The organism is Ornithinimicrobium sp. F0845 (assembly GCF_023015765.1).
In the GTDB taxonomy this organism is placed as follows: Bacteria; Actinomycetota; Actinomycetes; order Actinomycetales; family Dermatophilaceae; genus Ornithinicoccus.
The window spans coordinates 344853-366233 of the sequence record NZ_JALKAL010000001.1 but is presented as its reverse complement, the minus strand read 5'-3'; the positions used below and the strand labels follow the sequence as shown (position 1 = coordinate 366233).

At 70.1% G+C, this 21381-nt stretch carries 16 protein-coding genes; 7 read left to right on the top strand and 9 right to left on the bottom strand.

The window, feature by feature from the left end:
• Positions 1–168 precede the first annotated feature (168 nt).
• Together MWU75_RS01630 and MWU75_RS01625 are read left to right on the top strand one after the other, a co-directional pair.
• Entirely contained in the window at positions 169–1308 is a 1140-nt protein-coding gene (locus tag MWU75_RS01630; protein WP_247087794.1) for a trypsin-like peptidase domain-containing protein, read from the top strand.
• Between the two features lie 205 nt (positions 1309–1513).
• Complete coding sequence (locus tag MWU75_RS01625) at positions 1514–3532, top strand: AAA family ATPase (protein WP_247088115.1); 2019 nt, start codon at positions 1514–1516, stop codon at positions 3530–3532.
• A gap of 102 nt (positions 3533–3634) precedes the next feature.
• Here the strand turns inward: MWU75_RS01625 and MWU75_RS01620 are convergent, their stop codons facing one another.
• Positions 3635–9328 carry a peroxidase family protein gene (locus MWU75_RS01620; protein WP_247087792.1) on the bottom strand — a complete coding sequence of 1898 codons (5694 nt, stop codon included), beginning with the start codon at positions 9326–9328 and terminating at the stop codon, positions 3635–3637.
• 238 nt (positions 9329–9566) lie between these two features.
• On the opposite strand from MWU75_RS01620, the gene MWU75_RS01615 reads away from it, so the two are divergent.
• The gene (locus MWU75_RS01615; protein WP_247087790.1) at positions 9567–10280 is read left to right on the top strand and encodes a DUF4031 domain-containing protein; all 714 of its coding nucleotides are present in this window, start codon (positions 9567–9569) and stop codon (positions 10278–10280) included.
• On the opposite strand, the gene MWU75_RS20165 is transcribed toward MWU75_RS01615, so the two are convergent.
• Together MWU75_RS20165 and MWU75_RS01605 are read right to left on the bottom strand one after the other, a co-directional pair.
• Positions 10277–11047, bottom strand: coding sequence for a DUF4031 domain-containing protein (locus tag MWU75_RS20165; RefSeq protein ID WP_247087788.1), 771 nt, complete (start codon positions 11045–11047; stop codon positions 10277–10279). The two genes, MWU75_RS01615 and MWU75_RS20165, sit on opposite strands and share 4 nt — an antisense overlap.
• Entirely contained in the window at positions 11048–11386 is a 339-nt protein-coding gene (locus tag MWU75_RS01605; RefSeq protein ID WP_247087786.1) for a YnfA family protein, read from the bottom strand. It lies immediately after the preceding gene.
• Between the two features lie 114 nt (positions 11387–11500).
• Here MWU75_RS01605 and MWU75_RS01600 point away from each other — a divergent pair, with 114 nt between their 5' ends.
• Entirely contained in the window at positions 11501–11797 is a 297-nt protein-coding gene (locus MWU75_RS01600) for a WXG100 family type VII secretion target (RefSeq protein ID WP_247087784.1), read from the top strand.
• A gap of 95 nt (positions 11798–11892) precedes the next feature.
• Here the strand turns inward: MWU75_RS01600 and MWU75_RS01595 are convergent, their stop codons facing one another.
• From MWU75_RS01595 to MWU75_RS01575, 5 genes are all read right to left on the bottom strand, one after another.
• Positions 11893–13314, bottom strand: coding sequence for an MFS transporter (locus MWU75_RS01595; RefSeq protein WP_247087782.1), 1422 nt, complete (start codon positions 13312–13314; stop codon positions 11893–11895).
• On the bottom strand, positions 13311–13964 hold the full coding sequence (locus tag MWU75_RS01590) for a winged helix-turn-helix domain-containing protein (protein ID WP_247087780.1): 654 nt from the start codon (positions 13962–13964) through the stop codon (positions 13311–13313). Before MWU75_RS01590 ends, MWU75_RS01595 begins: the two co-directional genes overlap by 4 nt.
• Positions 13965–14095: 131 nt before the next feature.
• Positions 14096–15721 (bottom strand): chaperonin GroEL, encoded by a 1626-nt coding sequence (gene groL, locus MWU75_RS01585; protein WP_247087778.1) that lies wholly within the window; start codon positions 15719–15721, stop codon positions 14096–14098.
• Positions 15722–16054: 333 nt separating this feature from the next.
• A complete protein-coding gene (locus MWU75_RS01580) occupies positions 16055–17989 on the bottom strand; it encodes a propionyl-CoA synthetase (RefSeq protein ID WP_247087776.1) in 1935 nt (644 codons plus the stop codon).
• A gap of 4 nt (positions 17990–17993) precedes the next feature.
• Positions 17994–18860, bottom strand: coding sequence for an MBL fold metallo-hydrolase (locus MWU75_RS01575; protein WP_247087774.1), 867 nt, complete (start codon positions 18858–18860; stop codon positions 17994–17996).
• A 190-nt stretch (positions 18861–19050) separates the two neighbouring features.
• On the opposite strand from MWU75_RS01575, the gene MWU75_RS01570 reads away from it, so the two are divergent.
• The 3 genes from MWU75_RS01570 to MWU75_RS19750 are packed head-to-tail and all read left to right on the top strand — an operon-like array spanning position 19051 to position 20695.
• Positions 19051–19596, top strand: coding sequence for a histidine kinase (locus MWU75_RS01570; RefSeq protein WP_247087773.1), 546 nt, complete (start codon positions 19051–19053; stop codon positions 19594–19596).
• Positions 19597–19648: 52 nt separating this feature from the next.
• Positions 19649–20539: a DUF4097 family beta strand repeat-containing protein gene (locus MWU75_RS01565; RefSeq protein WP_247087771.1), complete on the top strand. Its 891-nt coding sequence runs from the start codon at positions 19649–19651 to the stop codon at positions 20537–20539.
• Positions 20540–20566: 27 nt separating this feature from the next.
• Positions 20567–20695: a hypothetical protein gene (locus tag MWU75_RS19750; RefSeq protein WP_281496638.1), complete on the top strand. Its 129-nt coding sequence runs from the start codon at positions 20567–20569 to the stop codon at positions 20693–20695.
• A 380-nt stretch (positions 20696–21075) separates the two neighbouring features.
• Here MWU75_RS19750 and MWU75_RS01560 read toward each other — a convergent pair whose 3' ends face one another.
• The gene (locus MWU75_RS01560; protein ID WP_247087769.1) at positions 21076–21363 is read right to left on the bottom strand and encodes a DUF3263 domain-containing protein; all 288 of its coding nucleotides are present in this window, start codon (positions 21361–21363) and stop codon (positions 21076–21078) included.
• Positions 21364–21381: the final 18 nt, after the last annotated feature.

Genomic DNA, 21381 nt, shown 5'->3' with positions numbered 1-21381 from the left:
CACCCCGCACATCGACACTCCGGCGCCCTGATCTGGTGCGCGGTGAGTGATTCACAGGAAACAGCCAGACGTGACCCAGGGTTCTGGAAGGTCGCCGGTGTTCTCTAGACACGTGGGCCGCAGCAGCGAACCGACCGCGAGCCCAGCCGAGGACGAAGGAGACGAACGATGAGCAGGACGAACCCGACCATGTGGACACAGGTCACCGCGGTGGGTCTCCTGTCCGCGATCCTGGCCTCCGGCGGGACGTATGCCGTGGTGCAGGCGAGTCAGGACGAGCAGCCTGTGGTCCTGGACGCCGCGGCGGCCACCACGAGCGCCAACGCCAGCCCGGCGGCATACTCCCCCTCCACCGACTGGGGCGGCGTCGCCGCCAACGTCTCCCCGAGCGTGGTGGCCATCAGCGTCGAGTCGAACGCCGGGGGTGGCGCCGGTTCGGGTGTCGTGTGGGACCAGGACGGGCACATCGTCACCAACGCCCACGTGGTGGCCGGGGCGCAGCAGGTGCAGGTGACCCTCGCAGACGGCCGGTCCTACAGCGCCGAGATCGCCGGGGCCGACCCGTCGACCGACCTGGCGGTGCTGACGCTCACCTCCCCGCCCGAGGACCTGCACCCCATCACCGTCGGTGACGACGAGACGCTCGCCGTGGGCGACCCCGTCATGGCGATCGGCAACCCGCTGGGCCTGAGTGGCACGGTCACCACCGGCATCATCAGCGCCCTGGACCGGCCGGTGACGACCGAGCAGGCCGGCGCTGAGGGTATGCAGCCCGGCGCCATGGCACAGGCGGAGCCGGTGGTCACCAACGCCATCCAGACCAGCGCCGCGATCAACCCCGGCAACTCCGGTGGCGCGCTCGTGGACGGAAGCGGGGCCCTGATCGGCATCAACTCCTCGATCGCCAGCCTGTCCAGCGCCATGGGCGGCCAGGCGGGCAACATCGGCATCGGCTTCGCGATCCCGGTCAACGAGGTGTCCTCCATCGCCGGGCAGCTGATCGAGGACGGCACCGCCGAGCACGCCTTCCTCGGCATCGGGCTGAGCGACGCCACCGCGGACCAGGACGGCGCCACGCTGTACGCCGCGGGCGTCACGATGGTCGAGCCCGGCTCGCCGGCCGACGGCGCGGGCCTGAAGGAGGGGGACGTGGTCACCCACATCGACGGCGAGCGTGTCAACGGCTCCCTGGCGCTGGTCGCCCAGGTGCGGCAGCGCACCGCGGGCTCGGAGGTCGAGCTGACCTACATCCGCGACGGCGAGACGCAGCACGTCACCGTCACCCTGGATGTGCGCGCCGACTCCTAAACCCCTGTTCTGGCCACCTCGGATCGGCTAGGGTCGCCTTCTCCCCGTCCCCTCTCCGATCCGAGGTGGCCCTCTCATGTCCTCGCCCGCCCACCCTCCTGATCCCGTCGGCCCCACAGACCCGGCACCCGACCCACCCAGACACCCGGCACCGGACCCGGAGCTCGCCCGGGAGCAGGACTACCTGCGCAGCGCCCGGGCCGAGATGGCCCGGATGCGTGAGCACACCCTCGGCCTCCAGGCCCAGGCCGGCGACAAGATGGCCGGTGAGTACCTCGCCTACACCCTCTGGCGCCGGGCCCAGTCCCTGCGCGACGACCCGTCCAGCACCCTCTTCTTCGGCCGGATCGACACCGGGGCCGGGCTGTCATCACCGGTCGAGCGCCACTACATCGGTCGCCGGCACATCTCCGACGCCGACGGCGAGCCGGTCGTCGTGGACTGGCGGGCCGGGGTCTCCACCCCGTTCTACCGCGCCTCCCCCCGGGAACCGATGGGGGTGACCCTGCGCCGCCGGTTCGGCGTGGACCGCGGCCAGCTCACGGCATACGAGGACGAGCACCTCGCGGCCCCGCAGGACGGCGACCTGCCCGACGCCGGCCACAGCTCGATCCTGGCGCGCGAGATCGAGCGCCCACGCTCCGGACCGATGCGCGACATCGTCGCCACCATCCAGCCCGAGCAGGACGAGATCGTGCGCGCCGACGTCACCACGACCATCTGCGTGCAGGGCGCCCCGGGCACCGGCAAGACCGCGGTCGGACTGCACCGGGCGGCGTGGCTGCTCTACTCCTTCCGCGACCGGCTGTCCCGCTCCGGCGTCCTGGTCGTGGGGCCGAACCGGGCCTTCCTCGAGCACGTCGGCGCGGTGCTGCCCACCCTCGGCGAGATCGAGGTGGGCCACACGACCGTCGAGGAACTCACCGGCACCAGCCGCGGCACCGACTCCCCCGAGGTCGCCACGCTCAAGGGCGACGCACGCCTGGCCCAGGTGCTGCGCAGGGCGGTGTGGTCCGGGGTGGGGAGGGCCGGTGAGGCGCTGGTCGTGCCGCGGGGGGCCCGCCGCTGGCGGGTGCCGGAGTATGACGTGCAGGAGATCGTGGACGAGCTCACCGCTCGCGGGGTCCCCTACCAGTCCGCCCGGGCGATGCTCCCCCAGCGCCTCGCGCACGCCGTGCTGGTCCGGATGGAGCGGGCGGGAGACACCCCCGACGACCGCGTCCAGGACACCGTGGCGCGCAGCAAGCCGGTCCGGGACTACGCGGCCCGCATCTGGCCCGCGCTCGACCCGGCCGCGGTGCTCTACACCCTGTTCTCGGACGCCGACGCCCTCGCCACGGCCGCGGAGGACATCCTGTCCGCGGACGAGCAGGGACTTCTCCTGTGGGACAGGCCTCCCCGGAGCAAGGGAGCGGCCCGCTGGAGCCCGGCCGACACGGTCCTGCTCGATGAGATCGCCAACTTCCTGGAGCGCACCCCGAGCCTGGGCCACATCATCCTGGACGAGGCGCAGGACCTCTCCCCCATGCAGCTGCGCGCCGTCGGCCGGCGCGCCTCGACCGGGTCGCTCACCGTGCTGGGGGACCTCGCGCAGGGCACGACCCCGTGGGCCACCCGTTCCTGGACCGAGTCGCTGGAGCACCTGGGCAAGAGTGGAGCGCACCTGGAGGAGCTGACCCGCGGTTTCCGCGTCCCCGCCGCGGTCCTGGAGTATGCGGCGCGTCTCCTGCCGCGCATCGCGCCCGACCTGGCCCTGCCGGAGTCCGTCCGGTCCAACCGGGGGCGCCTGGAGCTGGTCCCGGCCGGTGGCCAGCTGCTCTCCGCGGTCGTCGCGGCGGCCCGTGGCGCGCTGGCCGGTGCGCCGGGGACCGTCGGGATCATCGTCGCCGACGGCGAGGTGCGCGCCACCGCACGAGCCCTGGACTCCGGCGGGCTGGAACACACCGTGCTGGGTGGCGTGCGTGCCACCGAGGATCCGGCACCGGAGCAGGCTGCGCAGGATCAGCCGCCGCCACGCGTGCAGCTCGTCCCGGCGACGCTGGCCAAGGGCCTGGAGTTCGACCAGGTCGTCGTCGTCGAGCCCGCCGCCATCGTGGCCGCCGAGCCGGACGAGCGCACCGGTCTGCGCCGGCTGTATGTCGTGCTGACCCGAGCCGTCTCCGGGCTGACCGTGGTGCACGACCAGCCGCTGCCCGTGGAGCTGCGGTCCGGGGCCATGCGCTGAGAGGACGCGCCGGGCCCGGCCAGGGTCGGCCATGGTGAGCCGGACAGGGCGAGGGGCCCGCCGCGCAACGCGCGACGGGCCCCTCTGTGCGGGTTGTGGGACCTACAACCCTGCAGCGACCGGGTCGGTGGGTGGGGAGATGATCACCTCATCCGTTCCCTGGTCGTCGGTGTAGCTGACCTGCACGCGGATCGGCTTGCCGAGATCGGCAGGCTGAACGGTGTAGCCCAGCAGGAAGGTGTCAGGCGTCACCCGTGTTGCCACGGTGTTCCAGGCGCCGCCACTCTCCATGGTCTGCCACTCATACGTCATCCCGCCTTCGACGGACTCCTCGAGGCCGTCGTCGTCGTAGAAGCCGCTGGGCACGAGCGCCGAACCGACCACCGGTGCCGTGTTGTTGATCGTCAGACCGTACGGCTCGTCGTTGACGTTCACCACGGCCAGGTTCGCCGGCCCGCCGACAACCTCCGAGGCGATCTGCCGCAGGACGCCGTTGTCGTCGTGGAAGGTGACCACGACCCGCAGGATCGCGCCGGCCTCACCGTCGCCCGGTGTGAACGTGTCCACCCGGCCGTTCGGTGCGTCCGGGAGGGAGTCGCCCGACGATGCCGGGTCCCACGCCTCGCCGACCTCACCGGCCTGCCAGTTGAACCGGATGGACGTGGGGTTGGCGACGCTGGGTTCGCCCGCCTCGTCCTCGAAGTGCACCGTCGCGATGATGGCCTGGTTCTCGGTCGGCGGGTTGGTCTGACCCTCGAACTCGACGAACCCGAGCGACGGGCAGGGCTCGAGGTTCTCCGTGTCCTCGCTCAGGAGGAAGCATCCTCCGTCGCCGAACTGGATGACCTCGATGTTGCGCAGGATGTCCTGTCCCTCGCTCTCCTCGAACTCCGGACCGCCCACGTGAACCACCTCGTAGTAGGTGTCGTGGAGGTGCTTGATCGTGTAGTTAGGCACACCCTCCTCGTTGAGGAACGGGTCCTGGTATACCGCCGTGTCGGTGTCGGAACCGGCATCGTCGGCCACCACGATCTCGCGGTGGAAGGTGATGTCGCCGGGGTTGACCGTCCCGTTGAACACCAGGGTCTTGAGCTGGCCGGCGTTGTCGTAGCGGACGCCGTTGGCCTCCAGCTGGACCCGGATCGCGGCATCTCCGTCGATGAAGTCGTCGCCGAAGCGACCCTCCAGGACGTCGTTGCCGCTACCGCCGAACAGCAGGGTGCTGACACCGTCGTTGTCCTGCAGCAACGGGTCGTCGATGTGGAACCGCAGGGCGTAGTCCTGCACGGCCGCGGGCGGTCGCAGGATCTCCTCCAGTCCGTCGATCATCGCCAGACCCTCGTCGTCCATCTTGTTGACGGCGTCGTCGGCCAGGTCGTCCGGTGAGACTCCCAGACCTCGGATGACGTCGTTGTGGTCACCGCCGGACAGTGCCTCCACCTGCAGGAACCGGTCGCGCACCGCGGTGACGTCCGGGGGCTGCAGGAGGTTGAAGTTCAGGTCCGCGTCGACGCCGGTGTTGGCGCCGTAGTAGGTGACGTAGTCGAACCCGAACATGCCGTGGTAGCGATCGGTGCCACCGATGCCGCCGACCATGATGTCGTCACCGCCCTCGGCATCCATGTCGTCCGACCCGGGGCCGCCGATGAGGATGTCGTTGCCGCCGTCGACGTCGTTCTGGAACTGCTGACCGTTGTCGCCCATCAGCAGGTCGGCGTGCGCGCCACCCTCGAGCCAGTCGTCATCCTCGTTCCCGAACGGGTTGTCCCGCCCGGATCCACCAACGAAGATGTCGCTGCCGGTCCCGAGGAAGCCGGTCGCACCTGCGGCGTTGTCGCCGCTCTTGGACACGTAGTCGTTGCCAGCGCCGCCGAGCAGCAGATCCGCTCCGGTGCCGCCGTCAATGGCGTCGTGACCCTGGGTTCCCTTGATGTTGTCGTCACCGAAGGAGTCCTGGATGATGTCGTCGCCTGGTCCGCCGACGATCGTGTCGTTGCCCGACCCGCCGTGGATCCGGTCGTTGCCACCGTAGCCCCAGATCGAGTCGTCGCCCTGGCCGCCCTGAATCAGGTCAGGGTCGGTGCGGAAGCCGTGAATCTCGATGTGCTCGTCGCCGTCCCAGCGCCACAGCCCGCTCGCCAGCTGGATGAGGCCCTCGGGCCACGGGTCCGGCAGGTTCTCGAGATCGATGTACGGGTCGTGCGTCAGGAAGATGTCACCAGGCAGCAGGGACGCGTCCGTGTTGCGCTGGATGAGCGACGAGAACGAGTTGGCCTCCAGGGCGCCGAACAACTGCTCGCCCTGGTTGCGGAACAGGTAGTAGAACCGGTCACCGAACTGCAGGTCCTCCAGCTGCTGCTCGAACACGTGGTTGAACGTGCTGCCGAGCATGCCGCCGAAGGGATCGAGCGCCTCGGCCAGACCACCGGTCCAGAAGTCGACCTCCTCCAGACCCGTCGTCGTGATACCGGCCTCACTGGCCCACGTGCCCGTGCTCCTCATGAAGGCCTGGCGGTCTCCGGGGGCCTCTGGGTCCGGGAACAGCGCCTCGATCAAGGCCTCCTGGACCAGGGTGATCACACCCTCGCCACCCAGGATGACGACTCGGCCCGGGTCGAGCCGCAGGAGCTCGTCGCGGGTCGAGTTCGGGAGAGCGTCCGAGCGCGGCATCAGCAGGATCGGTGCACCCTGCAGACCGGCGACCGGAGCCGCGGCCAGTGCGTCCGGGAAGTCCTGCCCGGTGGCCAGGTAGACAGTGCCACCGCCGACGGTCGCGAACGAGTCGCTGATGCTCACGGCCGTCTCGTAGCGGTTGGCCCCGGAGAGCCGGACGATCTGGCCACCATCAGCAAGGTAGGTGGCCAACATGCTCTCCACCGCTGGGGTGATGATCGACGATCCACCGAGCAGGACGATCTTGCTCGGGGTCAGTCGCTCCAGCTCCGCCTGCGTCGCGTTGGGCACGGTGCTGCCGTTCACCAGCAGCATCGGCGCGTCCTCGGCGGCAGCAGCCGCACCGCCAGGCAGGGCGTCGACGAACGAGAACCCGTTGGCGATGTAGACCGCGTCCGCGGTGGGGAAGGCGTCCAGGCTGATCGCCGCAGCCGTGTCGTAACGGCTGGGACCGGAGAGCCGCGTCACCGTGTTGGTGGTGGTGTAGGTCTCCAGCGAGTTCGCCACCTGGGTCGATATCACCCCGGTGCCGCCCAGCACCACGATCCGCTCAGGCTTGAGCCGGAACAGCTCGAGTGCCGTGGCCTGCGGGATCGAGTTCTGACCCACGAACAGCAGCGGAGCGTTACGGGCCGCCGCGGCCGGACCGGAGGTCAGCGAGTCGATCGGGCTGGTGGAGTTGGAGACGTAGACGACGGATGCCGTCTGGTAGTTGTTCCGACTGATCTGCGCCGCGGTCTCATACCGGTTGGCGCCGGCGATCCGCTCCACGATGTCCGTGGTCGCGACACCGTTGACCAGCACCTCGGCCGCCTGCCGGCGTCCGACGACCGTGGTCTGTGCCTCGATCGTCGGGTGGGTGCCGTAGGCCGCGACGAAGTTGACCAGCGAGCTGGTGCTCTCGCCCCGACCGAAGTTGTTGCCGTTCCGCAGCGCCAGGCCGAAGTCCTCCCAGGATGAGTAGGGCTCCAGGTTGGGGTTGCCGGTCTCGGCGTAGAACGTGCGACGTGCCTGCTGCAGCGAGGGCATACCGGTGTCCCGACCACGGATGATGTTGATCGTGGCCAGGTCCAGGGGCAGGCCCAGGAGGCTGTTGCGCAGCGTGCTCGTGACGAGCTCATCGATCTGGTTGGCAGCCTGGTTGGTGGTGCCGTTGACGATGGCTCCAGCCGCTTCCTCGGTGGTCATCAGGTTGACCGCCGGGTTGGGGCACTCGTTGTTGATGTCGGGTTGGACCCTGCAGTGGAAGGCCACCGGGTTGAGGAAGCCGTCGAGCAGTGCTGCCGGCTCGGCGCCGAAGCCCTCGCGGTGGATGTCCTCGGTCAGCATCGAGTGACCGAACCGGTAGACCACGTGGGCGAACTCGGCCTTGATCGAGGCGTCGATCGTGCTGTCGTAGGCGTTCTCGTTGAACACCACGGCGTCGATCTGAGGCTGCACGGTGCGCGCGAACTCCTCGAACACCAGGTGCTGGTACTGCATCTCGGTGCCGAACCGGGCGGCCTGGAAGAGGCGCTCTTCATAGCTCCAGTCGTCGAGCTCGCCGCTGCTCTCGTAGGCAGCCTTGAGGTCCGGGTTGGCGTCCAGGGTCTCCATGATGTCGCCCAGGAGCCGGTTGTGCTCGGCGTGGAAGACGTGGTGCACGGCGGTCAGGCCGATGTTCTCGTTACCACGGCCGTCACCGGTGACGAAGTGCTCACCGAGCAGGACGTTGTCGTAGCCGGGGGGCGCGTTCGGGTCCGCGTTGGGATCCGGGACCGCACCGTTGGCGATGTCGTCCAGGAAGGCCTGGTCGAGGCGGACGGCGTTGGCGGTCGACCGCGGCGCGGCGGGGTCGCCCTCGACGACGCCGGCACTCGTCATCATCTGCGGGTAGCCGTTCGGGCCCGGCACGAAGTTGCCGTAGTAGTCGACGACCATCTGCGGCACCGCGAGCACGTCCCGGTCGACCAGGTCGATGCCGAGCTGGTCGCGGGCCTGTGCCTTGATGTCGTTCCAGGTGGGCAGGCCGTCGCGCTCGCCGTCACCGTCCTGGTCCGCGCCGTTGAGGAGACGGCCGGTCGCGTGCAGGTTGCCACTCTCGCCGCCGGCATACTCCCGGATGAACACCTGGTGCGCCGGGTGTGAGGTGTAGGTCTGGTTCTGGTCGACCCACGGGGTGGTCCGGTTCGCGTGCTCACGCACGTCGTCCGCGGTGCCGATGACCCCGTCATCGCCCGCTACGTTCGTCGCGCGGGTCAGCGCCATGAAGCGCAGCTCGGGCGGGGTGGTCGCGTAGAGCGGGTCATCCTCGGCCAGCGGCACGATGATCGTGCCGTTGCCGCCTTTGTTGACCTGGTCCAGGCCGTGGTCGAAGAACTGGCCGAAGAAGACGAACCACATGTTCACGGGCGCGGACAGTCCCTCGTCCGCGGTGGTGTTCGGCAGGTAGAGCTCCCCGGTGTCCGGGTCGATGACCGCACCGTCGTTGTTCGCGGCAGCGTCCAGGACCGTGGGGTTGTTGTCCGAGTTGTCCACGATGAGGTTGCTGATCACGCGGGCCTCGGCGTCGTAGACGAACCCGTTGGTCTGCTCGTAACAGGTGTTGCTGCCCTCGCACATGTCTGTGGCACCCGGTGGGTTCTGTGGCGGACCCTGCGCCGGGGGCGTGGCGGGAGGCAGAGCCTCCCCGGCCTGCCGCCAGTTGATCGGGACGAGGCGGGGCATGAGCTCGTTCGACTTGCCGATCGTGGTGTCGAACTCGAGGTTGTTGAAGGAGCCGTCGACCGTCCGGAGTCCGTGGGGAAGCATGGGGTCCCGCACGCACTTGCCGCTCGTGTCGTCGTTGGTCGGGCAGAGCAGGGAGTACCCGTTGTCATTCGTGATCTGCGCGTAGGCGTGCGCCTCGGAGATCTCGATCTGGTCCAGGATGAACTCCAGGTCGCTGTCGATCAGCTCGAAGGCTGGGTCCTCGTCCGTCACGAGCGGCGCGAAGTCCGGCCCGTCCGCGGTCGGCACCTGGTTCACGGTGCCCGCGGGCACCGACGATTGCGGCACTGCCGCAGCCACGGGGGTGGCGACCATGGCCCCCGCGACGATGACGCCCAGTGCCGTGCGACGACGGCGCACGGGCACTGAGCTCATGCTGTAGATCGCGACGAGGACTCCCGCAACAACGAGTAGTCCGACCATCGCCGGAATGGGTACCACTGTGTTCTCCCCTCAAGGTGGGCCCCCTGGCAAGTAGGGGGTGAACCAGAGTTTGGTCCAGATGTGACCAGGAACACAAGGGTTTCTTAAAGATTTGTTCATGAAATCTTCATTCAACCCCCTTGTGAGGTTCACACGTTGATCCGCCACGGGCGTCTGGCACAGTGGGGGCGTGCCCACCGACCCGCCTCGCCGAGTGCCCGCCCAGGCGTTCCGGCAACTCACCGAGTCCTGGCACACCGACACCGTGCTCCTCGCGCCCGAGGCGCCACCCGCGCTGCGGGAGGCCGAGGTGGAGCGCCTGCTGGCCGGGTGGTCCGAGCCACACCGGCGCTACCACGACGCCCGGCACCTGAGGGAGGTGCTGGGGGCGGTGGAAGAGCTGGCGGCTGCCGGGGAGACGGACGCGGTCGGTGCCCGCCTGGCGCGTGTCGCCGGGTGGTACCACGACCTGGCCTACGACCCTCAGGCAGCTGCCGGCAGCAACGAGCACCGCAGCGCAACGCTGGCCCGGGACCACCTGAACGCGCTCGGCGTGGCCCAGGGCACCGTGGACGTCGTCGAGGCACTGATCCTGATGACCGTCGACCACGACCCGGATGGCGAGCACCCCGCCATGGCCAGCCGCCGGCATACTGCCGCCGTGCTGCACGACGCCGACCTGTGGATCCTCTCGGCACCGGACCCCCGCTACCGGGAGTATGCCGGGCAGGTCCGGGACGAGTACGCCCACGTCCCCGACGACCTGTTCGTGAGGGGGCGTGCCGCGGTCCTGTCCGGCTTCGCGCAGCGCCCGGAGCTCTACCGCACCGCGCACGCCCGCACGCACTGGGAGCCGCGGGCCCGCGCCAACGTCACCGCGGAACTCGCGCGGCTGGAGGCCTAGGGTCCCGAGAGATAGCGCTCGACCAACGGCCACCACGGCTCGGCGGCGCACCGGGCCAGCAGCTCCGGTCGTCCGACCCACTCAGCGGCCACGACGTCCGCCGCACGCGGGCCGACCGGCAGGCGTCGCTCGACCCGCGTCCCGAACACCGCGATGTGGTTGTCCCCCGCGACCCACGGCGCGACGGCGTGCCCGCCGGCAAGGGTGATCCGTTCATAGCCGACCGGGACCAGGAGCCCCGGGTCCAGGTGCAGGCCGGTCTCCTCGGCCACCTCACGCACCGCCGAGGACCGGGGCGTCTCGCCCGGGTCCCGCTTGCCGCCCGGCGGTGCCCAGCCGGACCGGCCCACGCTCTGCACGAGCACCATCGCCGCGCTCGGGTCGGTGACCAGCACCACGGAGGCGCCCGCGCTCGCGAGCGGCTCGTGCGGTGAGGCGACGATATCCAGGACGTGCGGCGCACCCACCGCGGTCAGCCCGTCGACGACCCTGCCCAGCGGGCGCTCCCCCCGGCGCTTGCGGAAGCGCAGCCCGCTGGCCCGGAGCACCCTGGCCAGCTCCCGGTTACCCACCGGGACGGCCCCCGCGGCCACCAGCTCCGCGTGCCGCTCGCCAGGGACGTCGTAGTGATCCCCCTCGAAGGAACGCGGGGGGACGCCGGTCGCTTGGGCGAAGGCGTGCAGCTCCTCCAGCGAGGTGTCGCTGATCACGTGGGACCACAGGTGGCCGTGGGCGGGCCAGGTGGGTGGGTCGATGAGGATGGCCACTCAGGCCACCGCGCGGGGTGCGTACATGATGACCGCGACGCCGAGCAGGCAGATGAGGGCACCGATGACGTCAAACCGGTCGGGACGGAACCCGTCCACCACCATGCCCCAGGCCAGCGAGCCGGCGACGAACACGCCGCCGTATGCCGCGAGGATGCGTCCGAAGTTGGCGTCCGGTTGCAGCGTGGCCACCACCCCGTAGAGGCCCAGGCTGACCACTCCCAGGCCAATCCACAGCAGGCCGCGGTGCTCGCGGATGCCCTGCCAGACGAGCCAGGCACCCCCGATCTCGAGGAGGGCGGCCAGGCCGAAGAGGAGGAGGGAGCGCGTGACGGTCATCGGGCCGAGCGTAGCCGCTTGTGGACAACTTCTGCGGGCCGGTGCCCGGTCGGCATAGCGTCTCGGGCACCGGTTCGGCCGCAGGGGTCGGGCCACCCGAGAAAGGGGAGGACCATGAGCACAACCTTTGCCGTCGACACGGCCCGGATCGCCGCGGCGTCCGGCGACATCCAGCGCATCTCGGCGCAGATCGAGGGCGACGTCCGCGCCATGATGGCCCGCTTGAATGGCCTGCAGGACTGCTGGCGCGGCGCGGCAGCCGGCAACTTCGCGAACATCACCCAGCAGTGGAGCGCCACGCAGGAGCAGGTGCGGGCGTCCCTGCAGGAGATCTCGGTGGCCCTCAAGACCGCGGGCGACGACTACGACCTGGTGGAGCAGGCCAACCGGCAGCGGTTCACCGCTGCGTGAGCCCCGGTGGCCGACCCCACGGCTCCACCGACCCGGGGGGACATCGGGGGGGACAACGGCGGGGCGGTCCGGGAGGGCCGCCCCGCCGTTCCCGATCACCGCGGGTCGGGTGCCTCCGCGCCAGCCTGCTCGGACGCGGTCCGCTCGGACGCAGCCAGCTCGGACGCTGTCCGCTCGGACTCGGCCTGCTCCGCCTCCGCGGCCGCCTGGGCCGCCTCGATCCTGGCGGTGTTGAGCCGGGGCAGCGCGATGAGGACCAGGAAGACGCCGATCACTCCCGCGAGCAGGAACGGTGTGCGCAGCGCCCACTCGCGCCCGAGGAACGGCTCGACGGCCGAGACCAGCAGACCGCCGAAGAGCGTGCCCAGCGAGATGGTGCCCCAGCCGAAGAACCGGTAGACCGAGTTCACCCGCCCCAGCAGGTGGTCGGGGATGATGCGCTGCCGGAGCGAGACGGTGATGACATTCCACAGCACGATGAAGAGCCCACCGACCAGCAGCGAGCCCCAGACCACGACGGCCGACGAGGTGAGCCCGATGGCGATGTTGGTCACTCCCATGCCGACGATGGCCACCATGAGGCTGGTGCCCGAGCTCAGCCGCGCGGTGATGCGCTCGACCACCATCGACCCCAGGACCGCGCCCACCGCGGAACCGGTGATGACCACCCCGAACTGCCAGCCCTCGTAGAGGCCGAGGACCTCCTGGACGAAGAGCACCATCACGATGAAGGCCAGCGCCGACAGCATGTTCATCACGCCCAGCATTAGGGCCAGTGTGCGCAGCAGCTGGTGGCGCCACAGCCAGCCGAAGCCCTCGCCCATCTCCTCCCGCCAGCGGATCCTGCCCGCCGTGCGGGTGCCCTTGGGCACGAACGACCCGGTGAGACCGAAGATCAGCGCGACGCCCACCGCCAGCAGCCCGGCGTTGAGGAAGAAGGGCAGGGCCAGGCCGACGGCGATGATCACGCCGCCCAGCGGCGGGCCGACGAAGTTGTTCATCGCCGTCTCCGCGCCCCACAGCCGCCCGTTGGCGCGCTCCAGCTGGGACTTGTCGACGACCGAGGCCATCAGGGTCTGCGCGGAGTTGTCACGCACGACCTCGGCGAACCCGAGGAGCAGGGCGGCCAGGGCGAGCATCGCCAGCAGGAAGCCGGCCCGGTCGGGTGCCGGCGCACCGGCGGCCAGTTCCTCCGGGGTCGGGAGGGACTGCTGATGGAGCAGCACGACCACGGCGAAGCCGGCGATGATGACGACGCGGAGGACGTCCATCCAGGCCACCAGCAACCGTCGGTCGAAACGGTCGGTGATCACCCCGGCGGGCAGGGAGAACACCAGCCACGGCACCCGGGAGGCCAGCCCCACCAGGGCGATCATGGTCGGGTCGCGGGTCAGCGCGGAGGCCAACCAGACCACGGCCACCGACATGAGTCCGTCCCCCAGGTTGGTCATCGTGGAAGCGGTGAACAACTTCCAGTAGTTGGCCCCGAGAGGCGTCGGCCGCTGGCGGGCGCTCATGCGTCCGCTCCGGTGTCCGGGTCGGTGTCACGAGCCGGCAGCTGCGGCAGCTCGCTGGGGAAGACCCCGAAGATCAGGGCATACGTCGTGTCGCCACCCCGGGGCTCCTCGGCGAACTCGACGAGCAGGTCCCCCAGACGCTCGCGGAACTCCCGCACCCGCTCCACGGGCACCCGCACGTCGCGCCGGTTGACGTCAAGGACGCCTTCCACGTCGGTCCCGGCCTCGCGGGCCGCCGCCTCGAGCCGTCCCACCTCCGCAGCCGCACCGTCCAGGAGTCGCTGCCCGTCACCGACGGCCGCGCCCACCCGCTCGTAGAAGAAGATCCGGGCGGTGCGACCCCAGTACTTCGCCTCCAGGGCACGCACCTTCTCGGTGCGCACCACGTGCACCAGTCCGGCATCCGCCAGCACCTGGACGTGGTGTCCGATCGTGCCCTTCGGCTTGTCCAGGGTCAGGGCCAGCTCGCTCACGGTGGCCGCACGCTCGCTCAGCAGCGCGATGATCTTGTGCCGGGTCTCCTCGAAGAGCGCGCGGTACTGTGCCGGGTCCTCCAGCACCAGCGCGTCGGGCAGGTCGTAGTCGGGGCGCTGGGGCCCCGTCGACGCCTCGGAACCACTGTCGTCGGCTTCTGCCGATTGGTCGGTCATAGCAGTATGGTCGGCTTATCCCGCCTGTTCTGTCAAGCCCCCCGGCGACAGCACAACGGAGCGGCCTCCGTGAGGAGACCGCCCCGCTGCTGGGTTGTCCGCGAGAAACGCGGGAACTCATGTGGCGTGGATCAGAAGTCCATGCCGCCCATGCCGCCGTCGGCACCGGCCGGCATCGCCGGAGCGGGCTCCGGCTTGTCGGCGATGACCGCCTCGGTGGTGAGGAAGAGCGCCGCGATGGAGCCGGCGTTCTGCAGCGCGGAACGGGTGACCTTCACCGGGTCGGCGACGCCGAAGCCCAGCATGTCGCCATACTCACCGGTCGCGGCGTTGAGGCCGTGGCCCGGGGTGAGGTTGCGGACCTTCTCCGCGACGACGCCACCCTCGAGACCGCCGTTGATGGCGATCTGCTTGAGCGGGGCCTCGATGGCCACCTTGACGATGTTGGCACCCGTGGCCTCATCGCCCTGCAGGTCCAGCTTGTCGAAGGCGGTGGCCGCCTGGATGAGCGCGACGCCACCACCGGCGACGATGCCCTCCTCGACCGCAGCCTTGGCGTTGCGGACGGCGTCCTCGATGCGGTGCTTGCGCTCCTTGAGCTCGACCTCGGTCGCGGCACCGGCCTTGATGACGGCCACGCCGCCGGCCAGCTTGGCCAGGCGCTCCTGCAGCTTCTCGCGGTCGTAGTCGCTGTCAGAGTTCTCGATCTCCGCACGGATCTGGTTGACCCGGCCGGCGATGGCGTCGGCGTCTCCGGCACCCTCGACGATGGTCGTCTCGTCCTTGGTGACGACGACCTTGCGGGCGTGACCGAGCAGGTCGAGCTCGGCGGTCTCCAGCTTCAGGCCGACCTCCTCGGAGATGACCTGGCCACCGGTCAGGATGGCGATGTCGGCCAGCATGGCCTTGCGACGGTCACCGAAGCCCGGGGCCTTGACGGCCACGGACTTGAAGTTGCCCTTGATCTTGTTGACCACCAGGGTCGCCAGGGCCTCGGCCTCGACGTCCTCGGCGATGATCGCCAGCGGCTTGCCGGACTGCATGACCTTCTCCAGGACGGGCAGCAGGTCCTTGATGGCGCTGATCTTGGAGTTGAGCACCAGGATGTAGGGGTCCTCCAGGACCGCCTCCATGCGCTCGGTGTCGGTGACGAAGTAGGGCGAGATGTAGCCCTTGTCGAAGCGCATCCCCTCGGTGAGCTCAAGCTCCAGGCCGAAGGTGTTGGACTCCTCGACGGTGATGACGCCCTCGTTGCCGACCTTGTCCATGGCCTCGGCGATCATCTCGCCGATCTCGTTGTCGGCCGCGGAGATCGACGCGGACTGCGCGATCTGCTCCTTGGTCTCGACGTCCTTGGCCATGCCGAGCAGCTCCTCGCTGACGGCGGCGACGGCCTGCTCGATGCCGCGCTTGAGCGCCATCGGGTTGGCGCCGGCGGCGACGTTGCGCAGGCCCTCACGCACCATGGCCTGGGCCAGGACGGTCGCCGTCGTCGTGCCGTCACCGGCGACGTCGTCGGTCTTCTTGGCGACCTCCTTGACCAGCTCGGCGCCGATCTTCTCGTAGGGGTCCTCGAGCTCGATCTCCTTGGCGATGCTCACACCATCGTTGGTGATGGTGGGCGCGCCCCACTTCTTCTCCAGGACGACGTTGCGGCCCTTGGGGCCGAGGGTGACCTTCACGGCATCGGCAAGGGTGTTCATACCCTTCTCGAGCCCGCGACGGGCCTCCTCATCGAAAGCAATGGTCTTGGCCATTCGGGTGGTTCCTCCCACACGTTACGCGGTGGAGACCGGCCTCACGCCCGCGACGGACGGACCGACCGCACCAGGCTCACGTCGCACTGGCACGGCCAACCCTCGCTCGGTCGGTCAGTTGTCACTCTCATGGGTCGAGTGCTAAGTCCATGATTAGCACTCTCAGGGTCCGAGTGCAAATATTCGGCCCTCGCTGAGCACGAGATCGACACCCCAGTATGCCGATCGCTCACCTCCGCGACCACCCTGCGTGAGCACCGGGTCGCCGGGGGCCCAGGTGGTCAGGCGTCGCCGGGGGCCCAGGTGGTCAGGCGTCGCCGGCACCGCAGGTGGTCAGGCGTCGGCCTCGAGGACCTCGCGGAGCCCGTCGAGCACGGACACGTCCTCGATCGTGGAGGGGACCAGCGCGTCGTCACCGTCGGCGATCTGTCGCATCGTCTTGCGCAGGATCTTGCCGGAGCGGGTCTTGGGCAGGGCGTCGACGATGTCCACCCGGTGCAGCGCCGCGACCGCGCCGACCTCCTCACGCACCCGCTGGACCAGCTCGGCCCGGAGCGACTCGGCGCCCTCACCCTCCACGTCGGCACCGGCCTTGAGCACCACCAGCGCCCGCGGGACCTGCCCCTTCAGCGCGTCCCGGACCCCGATGACGGCGCACTCGGCCACGGACGGGTGGCCAGAGAGGGCCTCCTCGATCGAGCCGGTGGACAGCCGGTGGCCGGCGACGTTGAGCACGTCGTCGGTGCGTCCCATGATGAACACGTAGCCGTCCTCGTCGACGTATCCACCGTCGCCGGTCAGGTAGTAGCCCGGGAAGGCCGACAGGTAGGAGTCCACGTAGCGCTGGTCGTCGTGCCACAGGGTGGGCAGCGTGCCGGGTGGGAGCGGCTGCCTGATGCAGATCGCCCCCTCCACACCTGGTTCGACGCGGTCACCGGCCGGGTCGAGCACCTGCACGTCGTAGCCGACGGTGGCCGGGCCGGAGGACCCCGCCCTGATCGGCAGCTGGCCGATGCCCAGGGGATTGATCGTGATGGGCCAGCCGGTCTCGGTCTGCCACCAGTTGTCGATCACCGGGATGCCGAGGGCGTCGGTGGCCCACTGCCAGGTGTCCGGGTCCAGCCGCTCCCCCGCCAGGAAGAGCGATCGCAGGGTGGAGACGTCGTAGTCCGCCAGGAGCGCCGCGTCCGGGTCCATCTTCTTGATCGCCCGGATCGCCGTCGGCGCGGAGAAGGCGGACACCACGCCGTGCTCCTGGACCAGCCGCCAGTAGGCACCGGCGTCAGGGGTGCCGACGGGCTTGCCCTCGTAGAGGATCGTCGTGGCGCCGGTCAGCAGTGGGCCGTAGACGATGTAGGAGTGTCCGACGACCCAGCCGACGTCGGAGCCGCAGAACCAGGTCTCCCCCGGCTGCACGCCATACAGGTTGCTCATCGACCAGCGCAGGGCGACGGCATAGCCACCGCTGTCTCGCACGATCCCCTTGGGCTTGCCGGTGGTGCCGGAGGTGTAGAGCACGTAGAGCGGGTCCGTGGCGGCCACCGCGACGCACTCGGCCGGCTGCACGGCGTCCGGGGTCATCAGCACGCTCCAGTCCAGGTCACCCTCGCCCATCTCGGCCCGCGCCTGCTCTCGCTGCACGATCACCGTGTGGGCCGGCTTGTGGCTGGAGCGGCGGATCGCCTCGTCGAGCATCGGCTTGTACTCCACGACCCGGGTCGGCTCGACCCCGCACGAGGCGGAGACGACCACCGTCGGCTCGGCGTCCTCGATGCGGGCCGCCAGCTCGGCCGGGGCGAACCCTCCGAAGACCACCGAGTGGACGGCGCCGATCCGCGCGCAGGCGAGCATCGCGATGACCGCCTCGGGGATCATCGGCAGGTAGATGACGACCCGGTCCCCCTTGCCGACCCCGAGGTGGCGCAGCACGCCCCCGAACCGAGCGACCTCGTCGAGCAGCTGGGCGTAGGTGTAGGAGCGCCCGCCGCCGGTCACCGGGCTGTCGTAGATCAGGGCCGTCTGGTCGGCGCGCCCCTCCACCACGTGCCGGTCGAGCGCGTTGAAGCAGACGTTGAGCACGCCGTCGGGGAACCAGTCGTAGAACGGCGCCCGCGAGTCGTCGAGCACCGTGCGCGGGCGACGGATCCAGGTGAGGTCCTCGGCGGCGGCACCCCAGAACGTCGTGGGATCGTCCAGGCTGGCCGCTACCAGCTCCCGGTAGCCGGTGTGGCTCGACGTGTCACTGGCTGCTCGGGCGTCTGCGCTCATGCCCCTATCGTGCTGCGTCGACCCCGGCATCGCGAGCGCGGGTCTCCAGGGTGCGCACCGCGGCATCCCGCAGCGTGGCGTCCTGCAGGCCCAGGCCGCGCGTCTTGGCGACCAGCCCGTCGACGTCCGACACCCCGGCCGCGAGCGCCCCCTCGAGCTCGGCGGCCAGCGCCGAGAGCACTCCCTGCTGAGCCTGCACGAAGGCCAGGTCGACGACCTCCCCGTGGCCGGGGACGAAGGACGTCGCGCCGCTGACGTGCGGGTGCTCCAGCAGGGTCGTCAGGGTCGCCCCCCACTCGAGCGGGAACGAGTCGTCCATGGCCGGGTCGGCACCCTGCTCGATGAGATCGCCGAAGAACACCACGCCGACATCGGGGACCGCCACGACCAGGTCGTGGTCGGTGTGCGCCCGTCCACCGAACAGCAGGTATGCCGTGCGGTCACCCAGGTCGATCGGGGTCACCGTGTCCTCGACCAGGTAGAACGGCAGGACCACCTCGGTGTCCAGGTAGGTCTGGGCGAGCTCGGGCCGGTCGGTGCGCCGCAGGTGCTCCACCACCTGGCTGCGCTGGTGTTCCGCGGTGCGCTGCAGGCTCTCTGCCGCGAGGACGTGGGCGTAGATCTGCGAGTCGCGGAAGGCGGCGTTGCCGAAGCAGTGGTCATAGTGGGCGTGGGTGTTGACCACGACCTGTTCCAGCGGGGTGACCTGACGGACCGCCGCCGCGAGGTCCTCCCCCCGGGCCGTCGTGCTGCGGGTGTCGATGACCAGGGCACGCTCGGACCCGACGACCAGGCCGATGTTGAGCTCCAGCTCGGAGTGCCTGCGCACAGAGGTTCCCGGTGCGATCTCCCGGAAGTGCGGCGCAGACATGTCCTCCACCGTAGGCGAGACGGGCGGCGCCGCCCAAGCGCTTGTGCGGCACGGCACACCGCGGCGACGGGTCTCGACGGGCCTATGACCTGCATCGATGATGCGTGACGCCGCGCCGACACCAGATCCGCGGCACTTCGACACCATTGTGGCGTTGACATGACGTCACAATGGTGTCATAGTTGGCGTCATGGAACTTACTACCTACGTCGAGCGGCTCCGGGCCGAGGTGGCTGCGGCCACCGAGCTCGGAGGCACAGAGATCACCGCGGCCGCCCAGCGCGTGCTGTCCGCGGTCGACCCGGCCATCCGCCTGGTCCTCCTGGAGGCACTCACCGACGCCGCCGCGGAGATCACGACCGAGCTCCCGTCCGGAAGCGTCGAGACCCGGCTGCGCGGTCGCGCGGTCGAGTTCGTCCTGGACGGCGTCGGCGGCCCGGAGGGGCCGGAGGAGGCCTATCCGCAGGACTCCGAGCGGGAGCCGGTCGACGAGAGCGGCGACCAGATCCGGATCACGCTGCGCCTCCCCGAGGGTCTCAAGCTCCGGGCCGAGGAGCTGGCGGCCGAGGTGGGCCAGTCCCTGAACAGCTGGCTGGTCGACGCCGTGCGCGACGCGACCACCTCCGGCCTGCGCATCAACCTGCGCAGCCACGGTGTCCGCTTCGACTACCCCACCCCGCCCGGTGCGCCCCGCCCGCCGAGCGGACCCGGCCGCCGGATGACCGGCTGGTCCTGAGCCCGAGATGCACCCGACCGAGCGACACACACGAGAGACCGAGGACATCAGCATGGACCGCACCTTCGAGACCCCCACCCCGCCCGACCTGTCCGTCGAGATCGGCAGCGGCAGCGTCGAGGTCCTCGCCGGCGAGACGAATGGCCGCACCCTGGTCACCGTCACCGGCAAGGGCTCCGACGAGACGACCATCGAGCAGCGGGGCAACACCATCGCCGTCATCGGCCCCCGCTCCAGGCACGGCTTCAGCTTCGCCTTCGGCAGCAACCAGCTCACCGTCCGCATCAGCACCCCCCGCGGCAGCGCGCTGAGCACCAAGCTGGGCTCGGCCGACCTGGTCGCCAGCGGCACGCTGGGCGCCTGCTCCCTCCGGTCCGGCTCGGGCGACAACCAGCTCGAGGACATCGGTGACCTGGAGCTCACCTCCGGCTCCGGCGACCTGCAGGTGGGCGCCGTGACCGGCAACGCCTCGACTCGCAACGGGTCGGGTGACGTCCGCATCGGGGCCGTCTCGGGGGACGTCGAGGCGATCACCGGCAGCGGCGACATCGTCGTCGGTCGGCTCGGCGGGCGGGCCAATGCCAAGAGCGGCTCGGGCAACGTCCGGTTGGAGCAGTGCGACCACGGCGCCCGGGTCACCACCGCCAGCGGCGACATCTCCGTCGACCGCCTCTCCGGAGGAAGCCTGGAGGCCCGCACCGCCAGCGGCGACCTCGCCGTCGGGGTGAGCGCGGGGCTGCCGGCCTGGACCGACATCCACACGCTGAGCGGCGACGTGACCTCCACCCTGATGTCGCTGGGCCAGCCGGCGGAAGGCGCGCCCTTCGTGGAGCTGAGGTTGCGCTCGGTCTCGGGCGACATCACGGTCGGCCACCTCCCGGCCGAGAGCAACTCCCCCACCGACCAGTCCCACGCCACCACCCACACGCACCAAGCACCCTGAGACAAGCACCCTGAGAGGAGACGCGCCATGTGCTACCCGATGGACATCGATGTGGCCCGCGACATGCACGCTGAGCGCAGTCGCAACCTGGAGGTCGAGAACCGCCTCGCCCTCCGCACCGCGACCAGCCGCGACCGCAAGACCGCCGACTACTGATCCGTTGTCCGGCGCAGCCTCGGGGCTCCGCCGCATCCAGCGTCCGGCCCGGGAGTCACCCGACTCCCGGGCCGGACCTCGTGGCGACCCTGGTGTCCGCACAGCTGAGCCAGGCGGCGGCAGACCGTGCTGCCGGACGATGTCGGCGCGGGCCCGCACGCTGCCCTGAACTCCGTCGCCGCCCTCCTCCTCAGCGCGCGTGCGGGCGGGGCGCATCTCCCGACCGTCAAGCCCCTGGTGCTGTGTGGTTTGGGCCATCAGGGTGCCCGAATCCCACAGTGCCTGCCCGGCACGACGTGGGCGCAGGGTCCGCTCGGGCGAGCGGTGCTTCGGGCTCAGGCGAGCGGTGCTTCGGGCTCACCTGAGGCGGTGCTCCGGGCTCAGAGCTGGACGCCGAGCCGACGTGCGGAGCGCGACTTCTGGCGCTGCGCACGCATCCGGCGCAGTCGCTTGACCAGCATCGGGTCGTGCTCCAGGGCTGCCTGTGAGTCGATGAGCTGGTTGAGGAGCTGGTAGTAGCGGGTCGCACTCATGTCGAACAGGTCCTTGATGGCCTGTTCCTTGGCGCCGGGATACTTCCACCACTGGCGCTCGAAGTCGATGATCTGGCGGTCGCGCTCGGTCAGGCCGGCCGGCGCTTCCCCGCCGATCCTCGGTGCGGCTCCCATGGTCGATCCTCTACGTTC

Coding starts and splice junctions, on each gene's coding strand:
- MWU75_RS01565 (WP_247087771.1), top strand. CDS start 19,649: ATGGACCGCACCTTCGAGACCCCCACCCCGCCCGACCTGTCCGTCGAG.
- MWU75_RS01570 (WP_247087773.1), top strand. CDS start 19,051: ATGGAACTTACTACCTACGTCGAGCGGCTCCGGGCCGAGGTGGCTGCG.
- MWU75_RS01605 (WP_247087786.1), bottom strand. CDS start 11,386: ATGACCGTCACGCGCTCCCTCCTCCTCTTCGGCCTGGCCGCCCTCCTC.
- MWU75_RS01600 (WP_247087784.1), top strand. CDS start 11,501: ATGAGCACAACCTTTGCCGTCGACACGGCCCGGATCGCCGCGGCGTCC.
- MWU75_RS01590 (WP_247087780.1), bottom strand. CDS start 13,964: ATGACCGACCAATCGGCAGAAGCCGACGACAGTGGTTCCGAGGCGTCG.
- MWU75_RS01580 (WP_247087776.1), bottom strand. CDS start 17,989: ATGAGCGCAGACGCCCGAGCAGCCAGTGACACGTCGAGCCACACCGGC.
- MWU75_RS01625 (WP_247088115.1), top strand. CDS start 1,514: ATGGCCCGGATGCGTGAGCACACCCTCGGCCTCCAGGCCCAGGCCGGC.
- MWU75_RS01575 (WP_247087774.1), bottom strand. CDS start 18,860: ATGTCTGCGCCGCACTTCCGGGAGATCGCACCGGGAACCTCTGTGCGC.
- MWU75_RS01630 (WP_247087794.1), top strand. CDS start 169: ATGAGCAGGACGAACCCGACCATGTGGACACAGGTCACCGCGGTGGGT.
- MWU75_RS01620 (WP_247087792.1), bottom strand. CDS start 9,328: ATGAGCTCAGTGCCCGTGCGCCGTCGTCGCACGGCACTGGGCGTCATC.
- MWU75_RS01595 (WP_247087782.1), bottom strand. CDS start 13,314: ATGAGCGCCCGCCAGCGGCCGACGCCTCTCGGGGCCAACTACTGGAAG.
- groL (WP_247087778.1), bottom strand. CDS start 15,721: ATGGCCAAGACCATTGCTTTCGATGAGGAGGCCCGTCGCGGGCTCGAG.
- MWU75_RS19750 (WP_281496638.1), top strand. CDS start 20,567: ATGTGCTACCCGATGGACATCGATGTGGCCCGCGACATGCACGCTGAG.
- MWU75_RS01560 (WP_247087769.1), bottom strand. CDS start 21,363: ATGGGAGCCGCACCGAGGATCGGCGGGGAAGCGCCGGCCGGCCTGACC.